Raw genomic sequence first — 18,822 nt, forward strand, 5'->3', positions numbered from 1 at the left:
AGAAAGCCCTGACGGGGAACTCCGGTTCCCTGTCAGGGCTTTCTTGCGTTTACGGGCGGCGATCTCACCGCACCCCACCGTACGCCTGCGCCCCCTCTGCGGGTAAGGTCGTGGGGTATCGTCGGTACATTTCCCCACAGGAGGCCCCCGGGTGGAGGTCCAGGAGACACGAGTCCAGACCGACCGTGTCCTCACCATCCCGAACATCCTCAGCATGGCGCGCCTGGTCGGCGTACCCCTCTTCCTGTGGCTGATTCTCCAGAAGCACGACGGATGGGCGCTGTTGGTCCTGGCCCTGAGCGGCGTCAGCGACTACCTCGACGGCAAGCTCGCCCGGCGCTGGAATCAGATCAGCAACCTCGGCCGGCTGCTCGATCCGGCTGCGGACCGGCTCTACATCCTTTCCACGCTGTTCGGCCTGACCTGGCGCGAGATCCTTCCGCTGTGGCTGACGCTGGCCCTGCTCGCGCGTGAGGCGATGCTGCTGGTCATGGTGGGGATCCTGAGGCGCCACGGCTACCCGCCGCCCCAGGTGAACTTCCTCGGCAAGGCCGCGACCTTCAACCTGATGTATGCGTTCCCGTTGCTGCTTCTCAGTGACGGTCACGGCTGGTTGTCGTCACTCGCCGCGATTTTCGGATGGGCGTTCGCCGGATGGGGTACAACCCTCTATTGGTGGGCAGGGATCCTCTATGTGGTGCAGGTCCGCCGACTTGTCAGAGCGGACGCCACGGCCGACTGACCTGGCGGCTCCGGGAACCGGGCCCCATCGGGTGTGAAGTCGGCAAGACCGTCGTCTCGCAAGGAGGACGCTTCCGACATGAAGGCCGTCGTGATGGCCGGCGGCGAAGGGACTCGCCTTCGCCCCATGACCTCGAGCATGCCCAAGCCGCTCCTGCCGGTGGCCAATCGGCCGATCATGGAGCATGTGCTGCGCCTGCTCAAACGGCACGGGCTCACCGAGACCGTGGTGACCGTGCAGTTCCTCGCCTCCCTCGTCAAGAACTATTTCGGCGACGGCGAGGAACTGGGCATGGAGCTCACCTACGCCAATGAGGAAAAGCCGCTCGGCACGGCAGGCAGTGTCAAGAACGCGGAGGAAGCGCTCAGAGACGACGCCTTCCTGGTCATCTCGGGGGATGCCCTCACCGATTTCGACCTGAGCGACCTCATCCGTTTTCACAAGGAGAAGGGCGCCCTGGTCACGGTCTGTCTGACCCGGGTGCCCAATCCGCTGGAATTCGGCATCACCATCGTCGACGACCAGGGCAAGGTCGAGCGCTTTCTGGAGAAGCCGACCTGGGGTCAGGTCTTCTCCGACACGGTCAATACCGGCATCTACGTCATGGAGCCGGAAGTCTTCGACTACGTCCGGCCCGATGTGTCCGTGGACTGGTCGCAGGACGTCTTCCCGCAGCTGATGAAGGAAGGCAAGCCGATCTACGGCTATGTCGCCGAGGGCTACTGGGAGGACGTCGGCACGCACGAGAGTTACGTCAAGGCCCAGGCCGACGTCCTGGAGGGCAAGGTCGAGGTCGATCTCGACGGGTTCGAGATCTCGCCGGGCGTCTGGATCGCGGAGGGCGCGGAGGTGCACTCGGACGCGGTCCTGCGCGGCCCCCTCTACATCGGCGACTACGCCAAGGTGGAGGCCGACGCCGAGATCCGTGAGCACACCGTGGTCGGGTCCAACGTGGTGGTGAAGAGCGGCGCCTTCCTCCACAAGGCCGTCGTCCACGACAACGTCTACATCGGCCAGCAGAGCAACCTGCGTGGCTGCGTCATCGGCAAGAACACCGACATCATGCGTGCTGCCCGTATCGAGGACGGTGCGGTGATCGGGGACGAGTGTCTCGTCGGTGAGGAATCGATTATCCAGGGCAACGTCCGGGTCTATCCTTTCAAGACCATCGAGGCCGGCGCGTTCGTCAACACCTCGGTCATCTGGGAGTCCCGGGGCCAGGCCCATCTCTTCGGCGCGCGCGGGGTCTCCGGCATCCTCAATGTGGAGATCACCCCGGAGCTCGCGGTGCGGCTCGCCGGTGCGTACGCCACGACGCTCAAGAAGGGCTCGACGGTCACCACCGCCCGTGACCACTCGCGGGGTGCGAGGGCGCTCAAGCGTGCGGTCATCTCGGCGCTGCAGGCCAGTGCCATAGACGTACGGGACCTGGAGAACGTCCCCCTGCCCGTGGCGCGCGAGCAGACCGCGCGGGGCAGTGCCGGCGGCATCATGATCCGTACCTCGCCGGGCGTGCCGGACTCGGTGGACATCATGTTCTTCGACGAGCGCGGGGCCGACCTCTCCCAGGCCGGGCAGCGCAAGCTGGACCGGGTCTACGCCCGCCAGGAGTACCGGCGGGCCTTCCCCGGCGAGATCGGCGACCTGTCCTTCCCGTCCAGCGTCTACGACTCGTACACGGGATCCCTGCTGCGCTCCGTGGACACCAGCGGAGTGGCCGAGGCCGGGCTGAAGGTCGTCGTGGACGCCTCCAACGGCAGTGCGGGGCTTGTTCTGCCCAGTCTGCTGGGCCGGTTGGGCGTGGACGCCCTCACCATCAATCCCGGGCTCGACGAGGCCCGTCCGACCGAGACCGCGGACGCCCGGCGGTCGGGGCTGGTGCGGCTCGGCGAGATCGTCGCGTCGGCGCGGGCGGCCTTCGGCGTGCGGTTCGACCCGGTGGGGGAGCGCATCTCGCTGGTGGACGAGCGCGGGCGGATCGTCGAGGACGACCGGGCCCTGCTGGTCCTGCTCGACCTGGTCGCCGCCGAGCGGCGCAGCGGGCGGGTGGCCCTTCCGGTGACCACGACCCGCGTAGCGGAGCAGGTGGCCGCGTACCACGGCACGCAGGTGGACTGGACGACGACCTCGCCCGACGACCTGACCCGCGTCGGGCGTCAGGAGTCGACCATCTTCGGCGGTGACGGGCGCGGCGGCTTCATCGTCCCCGAGTTCAGCAGTGTCTTCGACGGCACGGCCGCCTTCGTACGTCTGATCGGCATGGTGGCCCGGACGCAGCTCACGCTGAGCCAGATCGACGCCCGCATCCCCCAGGCACACGTGCTGCGCCGGGACCTGGCGACGCCGTGGGCGGTCAAGGGACTGGTCATGCGGCACGTGGTGGAGGCCGCGGGGGATCGTTTCGTCGACACCACCGACGGCGTGCGGGTGGTCGAGGCGGACGGGCGCTGGGTGTTGGTGCTGCCCGACCCGTCGGAGGCCGTGACCCATCTGTGGGCGGAAGGACCCGACGACGCCTCCGCCAAGGCGCTGCTCGACGAGTGGTCGGCGGTCGTGGACGGCGCCGGGCGCTGAGCCCGCCGCCCGGCCGGCCTGCCGGATCTCCGCCGGGGCGCGGTCTCCTCGGTCCGGATCCGGCACGCCGGTGGGGCCATTGGGAGACGGCGCCCCCGACGTGCGACGATGTGCGGCATGTCGCAGCAGCCCCCCGTTCGGAGCACGTCGTCGCCGCCTCCGCGCCCCGACGCGTCGATGTCGCTGCTGACCAACGTGATGGACCACAGCCTCGACGAGGGCTACGCCGAGGCGGCTGCCCGGCGCGCGGCGGGCGGCAAGGGTCTTCCGGGCACGCTGCGGGCCAAGTTGGGGGTCGGCGCGGCTCTGCTGCTCGCCGCCGTGGTGGTGACGATCGGAGCCGCGCAGGCGCGGATATCGGCACCGACGCTGGCCAAGGAGCGCCAGCAGCTCATCGACCGGATCGACGCCGAGACCTCGGCGGCCGACACGCTGCAGAAGAACGTGGACACCCTGCGCGACAGCGTCGGCGCCAAGCAGCGCGAGGCCCTGGAGAAACACGGCGGGGACCAGGCGGAGTTGGTGTCCCTGCTCGCCGGTGCCACGGCGGTGAAGGGGCCCGGGGTCAAGCTGGTCGTCGACGACGCGAAGCAGACCACGACGGGCGGCGGCAACCCTCGGGAGAGCCAGGGCTTCTCGGACACGGGCCGGGTGCGCGACCGCGACATGCAGCGCATCGTCAACGGGCTGTGGCAGTCCGGCGCCGAGGCGATCGCGGTCAACGGCCAGCGGCTGACGGCACTGTCGGCCATCAGGGCCGCCGGTGACGCCATACTGGTCGACAACAGACCGCTGGTGCCGCCCTACACGGTGCTGGCGGTCGGTAACGGGCAGAAGCTGAGCACTGCGTTCCAGGACAGTGCCGACGGTCAGTATCTGCATGTTCTGCAGCAGAACTACGGCATCAGAGCCGGCATCTCGGCTCAGGACGAGGTCCGGCTGCCGGCTGCGCCGAGCCTGATCGTACGTACCGCAAAGCCGGAGAACACAGGGAAGGGCAAGGGCACATCGTGATCGCCGTATTGGGCCTCATCGTGGGAGTCGTGGTCGGACTGGTGGTCCGCCCCGTGGTTCCGACGGCGGTCGAGCCCTATCTGCCCATCGCCGTCGTGGCGGCGCTCGATGCGGTCTTCGGCGGCCTCCGGGCGATGCTGGACGGAATCTTCGACGACAAGGTCTTCGTCGTCTCCTTCCTGTCCAACGTGGTCGTGGCCGCGCTCATCGTCTTCCTGGGCGACAAGCTGGGTGTGGGCGCGCAGCTGTCCACGGGCGTCGTGGTCGTCCTGGGCATCCGCATCTTCTCCAACGCGGCCGCCATCCGGCGGCACGTCTTCCGGGCGTGAGACCGATGACCACGGACGACACGCCGGAGAAGCCGGGCGGGAACGGCGACGAGGACACCGGCAGGAACACAGGGCCGGGCGCGGAGAAGCCGAGCACCGAGAAGCCGAACGCGGAGAAGCCGGAACCGGCCGAGGAGCCGACAAAGTCCGAGGCGCCGGCCCCCGGGCCCGCGCCGGAAGAGGGGGCTCCGGCCGGGGCGTTGACGGGGCGTCAACGCCTCGTGAACGGCCTGTGGCCGCCGCGGTTCACCCGCGCCCAGTTCACCGTCGCCCTGCTGCTGTGCGTCCTGGGACTCGGCCTGGCCATCCAGGTCCGTACGACCAGCGACAACAGCGCGCTGCGCGGGGCCCGGCAGGAGGACCTGGTGCGGATCCTGGACGAACTGGACAGCCGCACCAAGCGGCTGGAGGACGAGAAGCGGAAGCTGGAGAGCCAGAAGGCGGAGCTGGAGAGCAGCTCCAACCAGGCCGCCGAGGCCCGCAAGCAGACCGAGCAGAAGGAGGAGCAGCTCGGCGTGCTGGCCGGTACGGTGGCGGCCGAGGGGCCCGGCATCGAGCTCACGGTGAGCGACACCAAGGGCGCGGTCGAGCCCGACAAGCTGCTCGACACGATTCAGGAGCTGCGGGCCGCGGGCGCGGAGGCGATCCAGATCAACGACGTCCGGGTGGTTGCCGACACCTACTTCTCCGGATCCGCGGGGAAGGTGGAGATCGATGGGAAGAAGGTCTCGCAGCCCTATAAGTTCAAGGTCATCGGCAAGCCCCAGGATCTGGAGCCCGCACTCAACATCCCTGGTGGAGTGGTGCAGACGCTGGAGAAGGAGCAGGCCGGTGTCTCGGTCTCCCGGTCTGAGAAGATCGTTGTCGACGCCTTGCGCCCGGCGAAGCGGCCTGACTACGCTCGGTCGTCATCGCAGTGAGGCAGGCGAGGAGAAGGGCTCCGCGGGGAGGGCGGGGGCTTGCGGGGGGTCGGCGCACGCGGTTCGGGGTGCGTGATGGAAACTGTCTGGTGATCTCGGACGTTGTCAGGTTGTCCGGGTCGGACGGTGTGTGCATCGAGGGTTTGTCCTGCCCCACGGGCGGGTCTGTTTCGGTCAAGGGGAATCGCCCGTGAAGTTGTTTGCGAAGTTGTTCGGCAAGAGCGCACGCCGGGACGGCGGCAGCGCCCGTCACCGGGCCTCGGGGCCGGTGGAAGACAATCAGGGCGCCCAGGAAGGGCGTCCCCTGTTCCGGGACCAGGTGAATGCTCCCGGCAGCGACATTCCGGGCGGACAGGGCGCGTCTTCTGTTGACCCTGCCGCCGCCGGACGCATAGGTTTCGGGGCACCAGCAACCTCAAGTGCGGGTGGAGGGTTTGCCTTGCCGGTCTGTACGAGGTGTGGCCACCGGAACGCCGAGGCCAGCCGGTTCTGTTCCAACTGCGGTGCGCCGCTGCGGCCCGGAGCCGTTGCGGAGCGCGCCTCGGAGACGACCTCGACCATCTCCATCTCCGGTCTCGAGGCGTACGACTCCGAGACGACCGGCCAGACGCAGATCCCGATGCTCTCCCCGGAGGCGCTGGCGGCCGTCGAGGCCCTGCCGCTGGGTTCGGCGCTGCTGGTGGTCCGCCGCGGCCCGAACTCCGGCAGCCGCTTCCTGCTGGACGGCGAGGTCACCACGGCCGGCCGGCACCCGCAGAGCGACATCTTCCTGGACGACGTGACCGTCTCGCGCCGGCACGTGGAGTTCCGCCGCCGGCAGGACGGTTCGTTCACGGTCGCGGACGTCGGCAGCCTCAACGGCACCTACGTCAACCGGGAGCGCATCGACGAGATCGCGCTGACGAACGGCGACGAGGTCCAGATCGGCAAGTACCGCCTGGTCTTCTACGCCAGCCAGCAGGCGGCGGGGATCTGACCCTCGATCGAGGGAGGGCCATGCTTCGGACACCGTCGGGCGGTACCGGATCCTCCGGTGCCGCCGGCGCGGAAGGCCGGCTGTTGAGCATCGGAGCGGTGCTCAACGTGCTGCGCGAGGAGTTCCCCGAGGTCACCATCTCCAAGATCCGTTTCCTGGAGGCGGAGGGCCTGGTCGAGCCGCAGCGCACGCCGTCCGGCTACCGGAAGTTCAGCACGGCAGACGTGGAGCGGCTCGGGCAGGTGCTGCGGATGCAGCGCGATCACTACCTCCCGCTCAAGGTCATCCGGGAGCAGTTGGACGATCCGGCCCGGGGCGGCCGCGGCGGGATCCCCGCCCCTGCGCAACCGGGCGGGTCCGAGGGCCTCGCCGGCGAGGAGGCCGCGGTGCGGGCGCCGGTGCGGATCGGCCGCGAGGAGCTGCTCGCCGTGGCCGGGGCGACCGATGCGGAACTGGCCGAGTGGGAGTCCTACGGCCTGGTCGTCGCCCACCCGGACGGCGGGTTCGACACCGATACCGTGGCTGTCGCCCGGCTCGTGGCGGATCTGGGCCATTTCGGTCTGGAGCCGCGGCACCTGCGTGCTGTCAAGGCTGCCGCGGACCGCGAGGCCGGTCTGGTCGAACAAGTGGTCGCACCCTTGCGCCGACACCGCAATCCGCAGACCAGGGCCCATGCCGAGGCCACCGCCCGGGAGCTGGCCGGGCTGTCCGTACGGCTCCACGCCGCCCTCGTCCGCAGGGCCCTGCACGTGCGGGAGCGGTGACGGCGAGTGCCCGACTACCCAAACCTGCCGGGCACGGCCTAGGGTTGCTGTGTGAACGAGCTCGATGTCGTGGGTGTCCGGGTGGAAATGCCCTCCAACCAGCCGATCGTGCTCCTGCGTGAAGTGGGAGGCGACCGCTACCTCCCGATCTGGATCGGACCGGGGGAGGCGACGGCGATCGCCTTCGCCCAGCAGGGCATGGCTCCTGCCCGCCCGCTGACCCACGATCTCTTCAAGGACGTGCTGGACGCGGTCGGACAGCAGCTCTCGGAGGTCCGCATCACGGACCTGCGCGAGGGAGTCTTCTATGCGGAGCTCGTCTTCGCCAGCGGCGTGGAGGTCAGTGCCCGGCCGTCCGACGCCATAGCGCTTGCCCTGCGCACCGGGACGCCGATCTACGGCAGCGACGGGGTGCTGGACGACGCGGGCATCGCGATCCCGGACGAGCAGGAGGACGAGGTGGAGAAGTTCCGCGAGTTCCTCGACCAGATCTCGCCCGAGGACTTCGGCACCAACAGTCAGTGAGACGGCGTGCGCTGGGTCGCCGCGGCGCATTCGGGTAGCTTTTCCCACTGCCCGGACACGTAAAACCACTCTCAGGGTGATTATCACTCGGCGTGCCGAGTGTGGCGATCGTTGACGCACCCCGAGCGACTGCCTACCGTCGAGAAGGCAGGTCAAGGACGGAGGTCGGCGTGAGAAGCACGGGCGACGGTACAGCGGTCGGCAGTCCGTATCCGCTGCACGGGGGAACGGTCGAACCGGTGCCCCGTCATCCGGCCGCGATGGCGGTCACCACTCCGCGGGGGCGGGATTCGGACGGCTCGGTGCCCTCGAGCGGCACGGAGAACATCGGCTACCGGGGGCCGACGGCGTGCGCGGCCGCCGGCATCACCTACCGGCAGCTCGACTACTGGGCGCGCACCGGGCTCGTCGAGCCCAGCGTGCGGCCCGCCTACGGGTCGGGCAGCCAGCGGCTCTACAGCTTCCGGGACGTCGTCGTCCTGAAGATCGTCAAACGGCTCCTGGACACCGGGGTGTCGCTGCAGAACATCCGCACCGCCGTCCAGCACCTGCGCACGCGCGGGATGGACGACCTGGCGCAGATGACGCTGATGAGCGACGGCGCCACGGTGTACGAGTGCACCTCGCCCGACGAGGTCGTCGACCTCCTCCAGGGCGGCCAGGGCGTCTTCGGGATCGCCGTGGGCGTCGTCTGGCGCGACGTGGAGAGCGCGCTGGCGAAGCTGCACGGGGAGCGTGTGGACACCGGCGAGACGCTCGTGGGCCACAACCCGGCCGACGAGCTGGCACGCCGCCGCAACCGGGCCGGCTGACCGGCGCCCGGCGGTGCTCCGCCGCGGGCCGGCGCGATTGTCAGTGGGGTGCGGCAGCATCGTGCTGTGAGACGAGCGCCGACGATCCTGCACCTGGACATGGACGCCTTCTACGCCTCGGCGGAGCAGGCGTCCAAGCCCAGCCTGCGCGGGAAGCCCGTGGTGGTCGGCGGCATCGGCCCCCGTGGCGTGGTGGCCACGGCGTCGTACGAGGCGCGGGTCTTCGGGGTCCACTCGGCGATGGCGACGGCCCAGGCCCGCAGGCTCTGCCCGAACGCCGCGTACCTCACCCCGCGGTTCACCCTGTACCGGCAGGTCAGCGATGTGGTCATGGGGCTGCTGGGCGAGCTGTCGCCGCTGGTGGAGCCGTTGAGCCTGGACGAGGCCTTCGTGGACCTGGAGGCGGGCGGGGTGGAGCCCTCCTCGGCCGCGGCGCGGGCCGTGGGCGAGCGGCTGCGCCGCGACATCCGGGCGGCCACGGGGCTCAGCGGGTCGGTGGGGCTGGCGGGGTCCAAGATGATGGCCAAGATCGCCTCCGAGCAGGCCAAGCCCGACGGCCTGGTGTGCATAGAGCCCGGCACCGAGCAGGAGACCCTGGGGCCGATGTCGGTGCGCGTCATCCCGGGTGTCGGCCCCGCCACCGCCGAAACGTTGCGCCGGGCCGGGATCACCACCGTGGCCGAGACCGCCGAGGCCGGTGAGGACGAGCTGGTGCGCCTGCTGGGCAGGGCCCACGGCAGCGGGCTGTACGTGCTGGCCACCGGCGGTGACGAGCGGCCCGTCGTCGCGGAGCGGGACGCCAAGTCGGTGTCCGTGGAGGACACTTTCGCCGAGGACCTCACCGACCGCACCCGGGTGCAGCTGGAGATCGCCCGCCTCGCCGACCGCTGCGTGCGGCGGCTGCGCGGTGCCGGGCGGAGCGGGCGCACCGTGGTCATCAAGGTGCGGCGCTACGACTTCTCGACCCTCACCCGCTCGGAGACGCTGCGCGGGCCGACGGACGATCCCGCGGTCGTGCGGGAGGCGGCCGCCCGGCTGCTGGACGGGGTGGACACCACGGCCGGGGTGCGGCTGCTGGGGGTGGGCGTCTCCGGGCTCGCGGACTACACCCAGGAGGACCTCTTCGCCCAGGCGGCCGGCAGCGCGGCGGCCGAGGCCGGGGCGGAGCCGGAGCGGGAGCAGGAGGAGGCTGCGGAAGAGGCGGCACGGCCCCGCCAGTGGCTGCCGGGGCTGGACGTGCGGCACGCCGAGTACGGGGCCGGCTGGGTGCAGGGCAGCGGCGTCGGCCGGGTCACGGTCCGCTTCGAGGAGCCCTGGTCCGAGGAGCCCGGCAGGGTGCGCACGTTCGCCGTCGACGACCCGGCGCTGGAGCACGCCGATCCGCTGCCGCTCGTCCGGCCCGCGGAGGGTCAGCCGCCGGAGGCGGGGCCGGAAGCGCCGTCGGCCGGGGGGACGGCGAGCCCGTAGTGCCGGTACAGCCGCAGTTCCTGCCGGGGGGAGAGGTGGCGGCCGGCACCGATGTCCGGGGCGCTCCTGATCAGGGCCCGCTCGTAGGGGACGTGCAGCCCCTCGCCGTCGGCCCGGCTCGGCTGCAGCGGTACGAGGGCGTCGCGGCTGAACAGCCCGGTGCGCACGGCGGCCCACTCCGGCCGCCCGGTCGCGTCGTCGAGGTACACCTCGTCCACCGTGCCGATCCGCACGCCGTCGCGGTCGAAGGCCTTGCGGCCGATCAGGCTCCGGGGGTCGACATCCGTCTGCACGGCCTTCCTCCTGTTTCCTCCCACCTGGCGCACCTGCCACCAACCAAAAGCCACAAAGCGGGAAGCGGCCACTTGGGCGCTCCGCCGGGAAATCCTCGCTGGTAGGCTGGCCAGTGGCCGCAGAATCCGTGCGGGAGAGTCCTCCGACGCCCTCAGGGGCGGGCTCGGAGGCGCCGAAGGAGCAAATCCTCCCCGGAATCTCTCAGGCACCCCGTACCGCATGGGCGAGGCCACTCTGGAAAGCAGGGCGGGTCCGGTCCGGCAGTACTCCGAGCCCTTCCTCACCGACGGTGAAAGCCGGGTACTGCACCGCCCGGTGAAGCTCTCAGGTTGCGATGACAGAGGGGGAGGCCGTCCGGGTACCCGCGCCGTGGTACCCCTCGCAGGTCGCAATGACCAGGAGGCCTCCGCAGATGACCGCCCACCGCATCTCCCTCTCCGACCTGGAGCGCGGCACTCCCTTCGAGGACCGTCACATAGGGCCCGACTCCGAGGCGCGGGCCAAGATGCTCGCCCAGGTCGGCTTCGGCTCCCTCGACGAGCTCACCGCCGCCGCCGTGCCGGAAGTGATCAAGAGCGCCGGGGCGCTGGGCCTGCCCGCCGCCCGCACCGAGCCCGAGGTCCTCGCCGAGCTGCGCTCGCTCGCGAGCCGCAACCAGGTGCTCACCCCCATGATCGGCCTCGGTTACCACGGCACGTTCACCCCGCCGGTGATCCTGCGCAACGTCATGGAGAACCCCGCCTGGTACACGGCCTACACGCCGTACCAGCCGGAGATCTCCCAGGGCCGGCTGGAGGCCCTGCTCAACTTCCAGACGGTCGTGGCCGAGCTGACCGGTCTGCCCACCTCCGGCGCCTCCCTGCTCGACGAGGGCACCGCGGCGGCCGAGGCCATGGCGCTGTCCCGGCGCATGGGCAAGGTCAAGGACGGGGTCTTCCTCGTCGACGCGGACGCCCTGCCGCAGACCGTCGCGGTGATCGAGACCCGCGCCGAGCCGACCGGCGTCGAGGTCGTCGTCGCGGACCTGTCCGCGGGCATCCCCGAGGAGATCGCCGGCCGTGGCGTCTTCGGCGTGCTGCTGCAGTACCCGGGCGCCTCCGGTGCCGTGCGCGACCTGCGCCCCGTCATCGAGCAGGCCCACGAGCTCGGCGCCGTCGTCACCGTCGCGGCCGACCTGCTCGCCCTGACCCTGCTCACCCCGCCCGGCGAGCTCGGCGCCGACATCGCCGTCGGCACCACCCAGCGCTTCGGCGTGCCCATGGGCTTCGGCGGCCCGCACGCCGGGTACATGGCCGTCCGCGAGAAGTTCGCCCGCAGCCTCCCCGGCCGCCTGGTCGGCGTCTCCGTCGACGCCGACGGCAACAAGGCCTACCGCCTGGCCCTGCAGACCCGCGAGCAGCACATCCGCCGCGAGAAGGCCACCAGCAACATCTGCACCGCCCAGGTGCTCCTCGCCGTCATGGCCGGCATGTACGCCGTCCACCACGGTCCCGGGGGCCTGGCCGCCATTGCGCGCCGTACCCACCGCTACGCCGTCCTCCTCGCCGAGGGCCTGCGGGCCGCGGGCGTCGAGGTCGTGCACGGTGCGTACTTCGACACCCTGACCGTGCGTGTCCCCGGCCGCGCCGCCGAGGTCGTCGGCGCCGCCCGCGAGCGCGGAGTCAACCTGCGCCTGACGGACGCCGACCACGTCGGCATCGCCTGCGACGAGACCACCACGCGGGCCCATCTGGCCTCCGTGTGGGCCGCGTTCGGCGTGGAGGCCGACGTCGAGGCGCTCGACGCGGCCACCGCCGACACCCTCCCCGAGGGCCTGCTGCGCACCGACGAGTACCTCGCGCACCCGGTCTTCCACCAGTACCGCTCCGAGACGGCGATGCTGCGCTACCTGCGCCGCCTCGCCGACCGCGACTACGCGCTGGACCGGGGCATGATCCCGCTCGGCTCCTGCACGATGAAGCTCAACGCCACCACCGAGATGGAGCCGGTCACCTGGCCCGAGTTCGGCGCGCTGCACCCCTTCGCGCCCGCCGACCAGGCCGCGGGCTACCTCACGCTCATCACCGAGCTCGAGGAGCGGCTCGCCGAGGTCACCGGCTACGCCAGGGTGTCCCTGCAGCCCAACGCGGGCTCCCAGGGCGAGCTCGCGGGCCTGCTGGCCGTCCGTGCGTACCACCGCGCCAACGGCGACGAGCAGCGCACCGTCTGCCTCATCCCGTCCTCCGCGCACGGCACCAACGCGGCCAGCGCGGTGATGGCGGGCATGAAGGTCGTCGTGGTGAAGACCGCCGACGACGGCGAGGTCGACATCGCGGACCTGCGGGCCAGAATCGAGCAGCACCGCGACGAGCTGGCCGTGCTGATGATCACGTACCCGTCCACGCACGGCGTCTTCGAGGAGCATGTGGCGGACATCTGCGCGGCCGTGCACGAGGCCGGCGGCCAGGTGTACGTGGACGGGGCGAACCTCAACGCCCTGGTGGGCCTGGCCCGGCCGGGCGAGTTCGGCGGCGACGTCTCGCACCTGAACCTGCACAAGACCTTCTGCATCCCGCACGGCGGCGGCGGTCCGGGCGTCGGCCCGGTGGCCGTCCGCGCCCACCTCGCGCCCTACCTGCCCAACCACCCGCTGCAGCCGGCCGCCGGTCCGGCCACGGGCGTCGGGCCGATCTCGGCAGCTCCCTGGGGCTCCGCCGGCATCCTGCCGATCTCCTGGGCGTACGTGCGGCTGATGGGCGCCGAGGGCCTCAAGCGCGCCACGCAGGTGGCCGTGCTGGGCGCCAACTACATCGCCAAGCGCCTGGAGCCGCACTACCCCGTGCTCTACACCGGCCCGGGCGGCCTGGTCGCGCACGAGTGCATCGTGGACCTGCGCCCGCTGACCAAGGCGACCGGGGTGAGCGTCGACGATGTGGCCAAGCGCCTGATCGACTACGGCTTCCACGCGCCGACCATGTCCTTCCCGGTGGCCGGCACGCTGATGATCGAGCCGACGGAGAGCGAGGACCTCACCGAGCTGGACCGGTTCTGCGACGCCATGATCGCGATCCGTGCCGAGATCGAGAAGGTCGGCTCGGGCGCGTGGGACAAGGACGACAACCCGCTGCGCAACGCCCCGCACACCGCGGCCTCGGTCACCGGTGCCTGGGAGCACCCGTACACCCGCGAGGAGGCGGCCTTCCCCGCCGGGGTGACGGCGGCCGACAAGTACTGGCCGCCGGTGCGCCGCGTCGACGGCGCGTACGGCGACCGCAACCTCGTCTGCTCCTGCCCGCCGCTCGACGCCTACGAGGGCTGAGCAACAGGGCGGTGCCGCGCGGCTGATGCGCGTCGGGGCCGGTTCGGCGATCTGCGCCGGGCCGGCCCCTCATGTCTTTCCGGGTGTCATATGCGGTTGTGCCGGGTAGTGCTGTTGCTAGGCAGCCGTCACCACGTGGTCGGCGCCGAGCGGCCGGTGCGGGGCGATGATCTGTCCGTCCGGCAGCAGCTCACCGGTGTCCTCGAAGCAGAGGACGCCGTTGCACAGCAGGCTCCAGCCCTGTTCCGGGAAGTGCGCCACGAGCTGGGCGGCCTCCCGGTCGGCGGAGTCGGCTGACGGGCACGTGGGCTGGTGCTGGCACATGGCAGGGATCTTTCGCTGTGGTGTCGTGACTGTCCTGCGGCTCGATGCGGTGGTCATGCCGCCCCCCGTTTGCAATCGTCGGTCGATCCCAGTGTTGCCGTGCGAGCGGAATTCCGCAGGCATTTCCCTGTGGTGCTCCTCACAGGATGAGGACGCGTCACCCGTGCGGGGGGTTGCGGCCAACAAGGCTGTCTCTTCGGGGGGTTCGCGATGGCCGTGGTGGGCTAGCCCGGTCGGGGGAGCACGCCGCAGTGCCCCGTGGCCGGTGGGTCCGCGGGGCACTGCTGCGGCGGGTGCGCCGGTCAGGCGGAGGTCTGCAGCAGCGGGGCCGGGGTGAGCCGCAGGGCGAGCACGGGCAGCAGGTCGGCGACGCGGTGCGGGCGGTGGGCGGCGATGCCGGGCGGGGCGGGGGCGAGGGGCACCAGCAGGTCGCCCGGGGCGAGCACGCCCGACGAGGCCTCGGCCGTGATGTCGCCGTGCAGCCAGAGGGTGAGCATGTAGAGCCCCGGAACGGACAGCAGCCTCGGCTGGTACGGCGACGGCAGCAGCTCGGCCTGGTGCAGGGCCAGCTCGGTGGAGGCGAGGTAGGGGCCCTCGAAGAAGTGGGAGAACGCCCAGCCGTCCGGGGTGAGCATGGTCTCGGCCGCGGCGATCGACCGCCCGCCGCCCCGGACGAGGAAGCGCCAGCCCGTCAGCCGGGTCCGGGGCGCCCCGCCGCGGGGCGTGACCGGCTCCAGCACGTGGACGGGCAGCGGCAGTTCGGGGGTGAGCGGCGTCTGCGCGGACTTCAGCGACGGGGTGCGTGCCGCACGGACGGCGGTCGGGGAACCGAGGGCCGCACGGACGCTGCGGAGGGCAGGCGCGGGGGCAGGGGGGACGTGCAGTGGCATGGGGGTCGCCTCTCGCTTGGGGAGACACGCGGGGGTGCTGGGCAGGTGCGACGACGCTGTCGGGGGTCAGAGGGGGGCCGGACCGACTTCCGGGGCGCCTGCTCTCTGCCTATCGCGGAGTTTATACGACACGTGTTCACGCAGTGTTTCGGCTAGCTGTCCGCAGTATTTCCGGCAAGAGGAAATCAGGGCCTCTTTTCGGGGTGATTTCGGTGATTATGCCGCAATGTCGCGCCCATGACCTCGGGCTTTTCCCGGGCAGCGGTCGGCCGGATCTCATCGGTGTTTATCACCAGCGCATTGCCCGGCAACTGCGACCACCCGTATGCCGACGGAATGTGCCGGAGTGCGCATGGTGCCGAGCCTAGCGGGTATGCGGCTCCGGCGAGGCGTTATCGATCGTCCCGCTGGGCATCATCGACCGTGACGAGGGCGGCGCCGCCGCGGGCGACCCGTTTGAGGAGGGACGCTTGAATGGGTGAGAAGGTCGCGGCCGAGGGGTTCGGTCCCGCCGCCCCGCAGCACCACCGGGACAAGCTCCGGCAGTGCCTGGAAGCGCTGGCGAGACTGCTGGAGGAGAAGCGGTTCGACCGGCCGCGGAATCTCATGGGGCTGGAGATCGAGCTGAATCTCGCGGGCCTCGACGGTATGCCGAGCATGATGAATGCGGAGGTGCTCGAGCGTATCGCGAGCCGGGATTTCCAGACTGAACTCGGACAGTTCAACCTGGAAGTGAACATTGTGCCGCACCGGCTGTCCGGCCGGGTCTTCGACCAGCTTGCCGAAGAGCTGCGCACCGGCCTTGCCTATGCCGACCGCAGGGCCATGGAGGTCGATTCCGGAATCGTGATGATCGGTATTCTTCCGACCCTCACCCGCCGGCACGCGGTCACCGCCAATCTCTCCGCGGCCGACCGGTACGCCCTGCTCAACGAGCAGATCCTGGCCGCCCGCGGCGAGCACTTCACCATCGACATCGACGGAATCGAGCGGCTCACCTGCACGGCCGGGTCGATCGTCACCGAAGCCGCCTGCACCTCCGTGCAGTTGCATCTGCAGGTGACTCCCGGCCGGTTCGCCGCGGTGTGGAACGCGGCGCAGGCCGTCGCCGCCGCGCAGATCGCCGTGGGCGCCAACTCTCCTTTCCTGTTCGGCCGGGAGCTGTGGCGCGAGTCGCGGCCGCCGCTGTTCGTCCAGTCCACCGACACCCGCCCGCCCGAGCTCCAGGCCCAGGGCGTGCGGCCGCGCACCTGGTTCGGCGAGCGCTGGATCGGCGAGGCCTTCGAGCTCTTCGAGGAGAACCTGCGTTTTTTTCCCCCGCTGCTGCCCATTTCCGACGACGAGGAACCGCTGCGGGTGCTGGACGAGGGCGGGGTGCCCCGGCTGTCGGAGCTCTCGCTGCACAACGGCACGGTCTACCGCTGGAACCGGCCCGTCTACGGGGTCGCCGACGGCGTCCCCCACCTCCGCGTGGAGAACAGGGTGCTGCCCGCGGGCCCCACCGTCACCGACGTCATCGCCAACGCGGCCTTCTACTACGGGGTGGTCAGGGGGCTGGCCGAGGAGCCGCGGCCGGTGTGGTCCCGGCTGCCGTTCGCCGTCGCCGCCGACAACTTCGACGTGGCCTGCCGCCACGGCATCGAATCCGTGCTGCGCTGGCCGCGGGCGGGCCGCACCGGCACGCTCGCCCGCGTCCCGGCCGTCCGCCTGGTCCTGGACGAGCTGCTGCCGCTGGCCGCGGCCGGGCTGGACGCCTGGGGCGTCGAGCCCGCCGACCGCGACCGCTATCTCGGCGTCATCGAGGAGCGCTGCCGGCGCCGGGTGAACGGCGCCTCCTGGCAGGCGGCCGCCTATCACCGGGCCCGGGACCGCGGGCTGGACCGCGAGCAGGCCCTCGCGGCCACCACGCGCCGCTACTGCGAGCTGATGCGGACCGGCCGGCCCGTGCACACCTGGCCCGCCGGGGCCGGGGACTGACCCCGCGGTACGGACACGGAGGCATCCCCTGTCGTACGGGCACCCGCGCGTCCGGCAAGCTGTGACGATCGTGGTGGGCAGCTGACGGCGGAGGCGGATGTGCGGCAGGACGCGAGGGACGGCGCGGGCGGCCGGCCGGAGACCCTGTCCGGCCCGGCGCCGGCCGGGATGCCGGGGCGGCGGACGCTGGGCGCCGAGACGCTGCTGGTCCTGGCCCTGTCGCTGGGGGCCAGCGGGGTCTCGGCAGTGATCAGTTTCGTGGGTTCCGTCACCCGCCCCGGCGGGCTCGCGGACCAGGCCGCCACCCTCAACGCCTCGCACGCCCCCGGCCGTCCCTGGCTCGATCTGACCTGGCAGGTCTTCGGCATCGCCACCGCCCTCGTACCGGTCCTCCTGGTGGGCCACCTGCTGCAGCGCGAGGGTGCGGACGGCCTGCGCGCCGTCGGCTTCGACCGCCTCCGCCCGGCGTCCGACCTGGGGCGCGGCGCGGTCGTCGCGGCGGTCGTCGGCGGGACGGGGCTGGCGTTCTACCTGGCCAGCCGGGCGGCGGGGGTCAATCTGACCGTGGTGCCCGAGGCGCTGCCGCACGTGTGGTGGAAGGTCCCGGTGCTGATCGCCTCGGCCGTGCAGAACGCGGTGCTCGAGGAGGTCGTGGTCGTCGGCTATCTGCTGCGCAGGCTGGGGCAGTTGGGCTGGACACCGGCCGCCGCGCTGGCCGCGAGCGCGGTGCTGCGCGGCTCGTACCACCTGTACCAGGGGATCGGCGGGATGGTCGGCAACATGGCGATGGGCGTGCTCTTCGTCCTGCTCTACCGGCGGTGGGGGCGGGTCGGGCCGCTGGTCGCCGCGCACGCGCTGATCGACACGGTGGCCTTCGTCGGGTACGCGCTGCTCGTGGGCAAGGTGGGCTGGCTGCCTCACCCCTGACCCGCCCCCGCAGGGGAGTTCAGACGAGCAGTTCGCCCTCGACGGTGGTGACGGCGCTGCCGGTCAGCAGCGTCCGCTCGCCGCGCAGCGTGGTGCGTACGAGGCCGGTGCGGCGGGAGGCCTGCAGGCCCGTCAGTTCGTCGCGGCCCAGGCGGGCGGACCAGAAGGGGGCCAGCGCGGTGTGCGCGCTGCCGGTGACGTGGTCCTCGTCGACGCCGACGTTGGGGAAGAAGCAGCGCGAGACGTAGTCGTAGCCGCGTGCGGGGTCCTCGGCCCGGGCGGTGGCGATGATGCCGCGGCGCGAGTGCCGGCCGAGCGCCCGGAAGTCGGGGGCCAGGGCGCGTACGGACTTCTCGTCGGGCAGTTCGACCAGCAGGTCCCCGATGTGCTCGCTGGTGTCGTGCACGCCGACCGGCTCGGCGCCGAGGGCGGCGGCCACGCCGTCGGGGACGGCGACCGGGGTGAGGCGTGAGGTCGGGAAGTCCAGGGTGATCGAGCCGTCCTCGCGGGCGGTGGCGGTCAGGATGCCGCAGCGGGCCGCGAAGCGGACCGTGCCGGTGGCGGCGCCGGTGGTGTGCAGGACGTGTGCCGTGGCGAGCGTGGCGTGGCCGCACATGTCGACCTCGGCGACGGGGGTGAACCAGCGCAGCGCCCAGTCCGCCTCCCGGCCGTCGGGAAGCCGGTGGGCGAAGGCGGTCTCGGGGTGGTTGACCTCCGCGGCGATCTGCTGGAGCCGGGTGTCGTCGGGGAAGGCCCCGGTGTCGAAGAGGAGGACCCCGGCCGGGTTGCCGGCGAAGGGGCGGTCGGTGAAGGCATCGACGATTCGCATCCGCATGGCGGGAGCGTAGAAGACCGGCTAGGCCGCAGGCCAAGGCCAATTCACGGAATCTGGACCCGTTTGCGACGCGCCCTCCGGGTGGCGGGTGCGCGGAAGGGTGTTGCCATGCGATCGGTTCCGATATATCGTCGAAGCATCGCGAGAACATCGC

17 protein-coding genes and 1 riboswitch are annotated in these 18,822 nt (G+C 71.3%); of the genes, 13 read left to right on the forward strand and 4 right to left on the reverse strand.

The genetic code is table 11. The features are described 5' to 3' along the window. Window positions 1-151: 151 nt before the first annotated feature. The 10 genes from clsA to ACLHRZ_RS33430 all read left to right on the forward strand — a co-directional run bounded on the left by clsA (window position 152) and on the right by ACLHRZ_RS33430 (window position 10,123). On the forward strand, window positions 152-742 hold the full coding sequence (gene clsA, locus ACLHRZ_RS33385; RefSeq protein ID WP_490422361.1) for a cardiolipin synthase ClsA: 591 nt from the start codon (window positions 152-154) through the stop codon (window positions 740-742). Window positions 743-820: 78 nt separating this feature from the next. Further along, window positions 821-3,316: a sugar phosphate nucleotidyltransferase gene (locus tag ACLHRZ_RS33390; RefSeq protein ID WP_490422362.1), complete on the forward strand. Its 2,496-nt coding sequence runs from the start codon at window positions 821-823 to the stop codon at window positions 3,314-3,316. 117 nt (window positions 3,317-3,433) lie between these two features. Beyond that, window positions 3,434-4,330: a DUF881 domain-containing protein gene (locus ACLHRZ_RS33395; protein ID WP_490422363.1), complete on the forward strand. Its 897-nt coding sequence runs from the start codon at window positions 3,434-3,436 to the stop codon at window positions 4,328-4,330. Then, the gene (locus ACLHRZ_RS33400; RefSeq protein ID WP_004947174.1) at window positions 4,327-4,659 is read left to right on the forward strand and encodes a small basic family protein; all 333 of its coding nucleotides are present in this window, start codon (window positions 4,327-4,329) and stop codon (window positions 4,657-4,659) included. The genes ACLHRZ_RS33395 and ACLHRZ_RS33400 overlap by 4 nt, the downstream gene beginning before the upstream one ends. Window positions 4,660-4,664: 5 nt before the next feature. Beyond that, entirely contained in the window at window positions 4,665-5,579 is a 915-nt protein-coding gene (locus ACLHRZ_RS33405) for a DUF881 domain-containing protein (protein WP_490422364.1), read from the forward strand. Between the two features lie 130 nt (window positions 5,580-5,709). Next, entirely contained in the window at window positions 5,710-6,555 is an 846-nt protein-coding gene (locus ACLHRZ_RS33410; protein ID WP_490422365.1) for a double zinc ribbon and FHA domain-containing protein, read from the forward strand. Between the two features lie 20 nt (window positions 6,556-6,575). Further along, window positions 6,576-7,319 (forward strand): transcriptional regulator FtsR, encoded by a 744-nt coding sequence (gene ftsR / locus ACLHRZ_RS33415; protein WP_490422366.1) that lies wholly within the window; start codon window positions 6,576-6,578, stop codon window positions 7,317-7,319. A gap of 51 nt (window positions 7,320-7,370) precedes the next feature. Continuing rightward, window positions 7,371-7,844: a bifunctional nuclease family protein gene (locus ACLHRZ_RS33420; protein WP_045933737.1), complete on the forward strand. Its 474-nt coding sequence runs from the start codon at window positions 7,371-7,373 to the stop codon at window positions 7,842-7,844. A 170-nt stretch (window positions 7,845-8,014) separates the two neighbouring features. After that, window positions 8,015-8,656, forward strand: coding sequence for a MerR family transcriptional regulator (locus tag ACLHRZ_RS33425; RefSeq protein ID WP_490422367.1), 642 nt, complete (start codon window positions 8,015-8,017; stop codon window positions 8,654-8,656). A gap of 66 nt (window positions 8,657-8,722) precedes the next feature. Next, a complete protein-coding gene (locus tag ACLHRZ_RS33430) occupies window positions 8,723-10,123 on the forward strand; it encodes a DNA polymerase IV (protein ID WP_490422368.1) in 1,401 nt (466 codons plus the stop codon). Here the strand turns inward: ACLHRZ_RS33430 and ACLHRZ_RS33435 are convergent. Beyond that, the gene (locus ACLHRZ_RS33435; RefSeq protein ID WP_490422369.1) at window positions 10,066-10,416 is read right to left on the reverse strand and encodes a PRC-barrel domain-containing protein; all 351 of its coding nucleotides are present in this window, start codon (window positions 10,414-10,416) and stop codon (window positions 10,066-10,068) included. The two genes, ACLHRZ_RS33430 and ACLHRZ_RS33435, sit on opposite strands and share 58 nt — an antisense overlap. A 121-nt stretch (window positions 10,417-10,537) precedes the next feature. Beyond that, window positions 10,538-10,645, forward strand: a riboswitch (glycine riboswitch). 184 nt (window positions 10,646-10,829) lie between these two features. Here ACLHRZ_RS33435 and gcvP point away from each other — a divergent pair. After that, window positions 10,830-13,715: an aminomethyl-transferring glycine dehydrogenase gene (gene gcvP / locus ACLHRZ_RS33440; RefSeq protein WP_490422370.1), complete on the forward strand. Its 2,886-nt coding sequence runs from the start codon at window positions 10,830-10,832 to the stop codon at window positions 13,713-13,715. A gap of 117 nt (window positions 13,716-13,832) precedes the next feature. On the opposite strand, the gene ACLHRZ_RS33445 is transcribed toward gcvP, so the two are convergent. After that, window positions 13,833-14,039 (reverse strand): DUF5999 family protein, encoded by a 207-nt coding sequence (locus ACLHRZ_RS33445; RefSeq protein ID WP_190076185.1) that lies wholly within the window; start codon window positions 14,037-14,039, stop codon window positions 13,833-13,835. Between the two features lie 302 nt (window positions 14,040-14,341). Next, window positions 14,342-14,929, reverse strand: a complete 588-nt coding sequence (locus ACLHRZ_RS33450) for a hypothetical protein (RefSeq protein WP_490422371.1) — start codon at window positions 14,927-14,929, stop codon at window positions 14,342-14,344. Between the two features lie 474 nt (window positions 14,930-15,403). Here ACLHRZ_RS33450 and ACLHRZ_RS33455 point away from each other — a divergent pair, with 474 nt between their 5' ends. Continuing rightward, window positions 15,404-16,906 (forward strand): glutamate-cysteine ligase family protein, encoded by a 1,503-nt coding sequence (locus tag ACLHRZ_RS33455; protein WP_490422372.1) that lies wholly within the window; start codon window positions 15,404-15,406, stop codon window positions 16,904-16,906. A 168-nt stretch (window positions 16,907-17,074) separates the two neighbouring features. After that, window positions 17,075-17,833 carry a CPBP family intramembrane glutamic endopeptidase gene (locus ACLHRZ_RS33460; RefSeq protein ID WP_490422386.1) on the forward strand — a complete coding sequence of 253 codons (759 nt, stop codon included), beginning with the start codon at window positions 17,075-17,077 and terminating at the stop codon, window positions 17,831-17,833. Window positions 17,834-17,852: 19 nt separating this feature from the next. Here ACLHRZ_RS33460 and ACLHRZ_RS33465 read toward each other — a convergent pair whose 3' ends face one another. Continuing rightward, window positions 17,853-18,668: a PhzF family phenazine biosynthesis protein gene (locus tag ACLHRZ_RS33465; RefSeq protein ID WP_490422373.1), complete on the reverse strand. Its 816-nt coding sequence runs from the start codon at window positions 18,666-18,668 to the stop codon at window positions 17,853-17,855. Window positions 18,669-18,822 lie beyond the last annotated feature (154 nt).

This window comes from Streptomyces sp. AM25, assembly GCF_058146165.1.

Coding starts and splice junctions, on each gene's coding strand:
- ACLHRZ_RS33390 (WP_490422362.1), top strand. CDS start 821: ATGAAGGCCGTCGTGATGGCCGGCGGCGAAGGGACTCGCCTTCGCCCC.
- ACLHRZ_RS33395 (WP_490422363.1), top strand. CDS start 3,434: ATGTCGCAGCAGCCCCCCGTTCGGAGCACGTCGTCGCCGCCTCCGCGC.
- ACLHRZ_RS33405 (WP_490422364.1), top strand. CDS start 4,665: ATGACCACGGACGACACGCCGGAGAAGCCGGGCGGGAACGGCGACGAG.
- ftsR (WP_490422366.1), top strand. CDS start 6,576: ATGCTTCGGACACCGTCGGGCGGTACCGGATCCTCCGGTGCCGCCGGC.
- gcvP (WP_490422370.1), top strand. CDS start 10,830: ATGACCGCCCACCGCATCTCCCTCTCCGACCTGGAGCGCGGCACTCCC.
- ACLHRZ_RS33445 (WP_190076185.1), bottom strand. CDS start 14,039: ATGTGCCAGCACCAGCCCACGTGCCCGTCAGCCGACTCCGCCGACCGG.
- ACLHRZ_RS33450 (WP_490422371.1), bottom strand. CDS start 14,929: ATGCCACTGCACGTCCCCCCTGCCCCCGCGCCTGCCCTCCGCAGCGTC.
- ACLHRZ_RS33455 (WP_490422372.1), top strand. CDS start 15,404: ATGGGTGAGAAGGTCGCGGCCGAGGGGTTCGGTCCCGCCGCCCCGCAG.
- ACLHRZ_RS33460 (WP_490422386.1), top strand. CDS start 17,075: ATGCCGGGGCGGCGGACGCTGGGCGCCGAGACGCTGCTGGTCCTGGCC.
- ACLHRZ_RS33465 (WP_490422373.1), bottom strand. CDS start 18,668: ATGCGGATGCGAATCGTCGATGCCTTCACCGACCGCCCCTTCGCCGGC.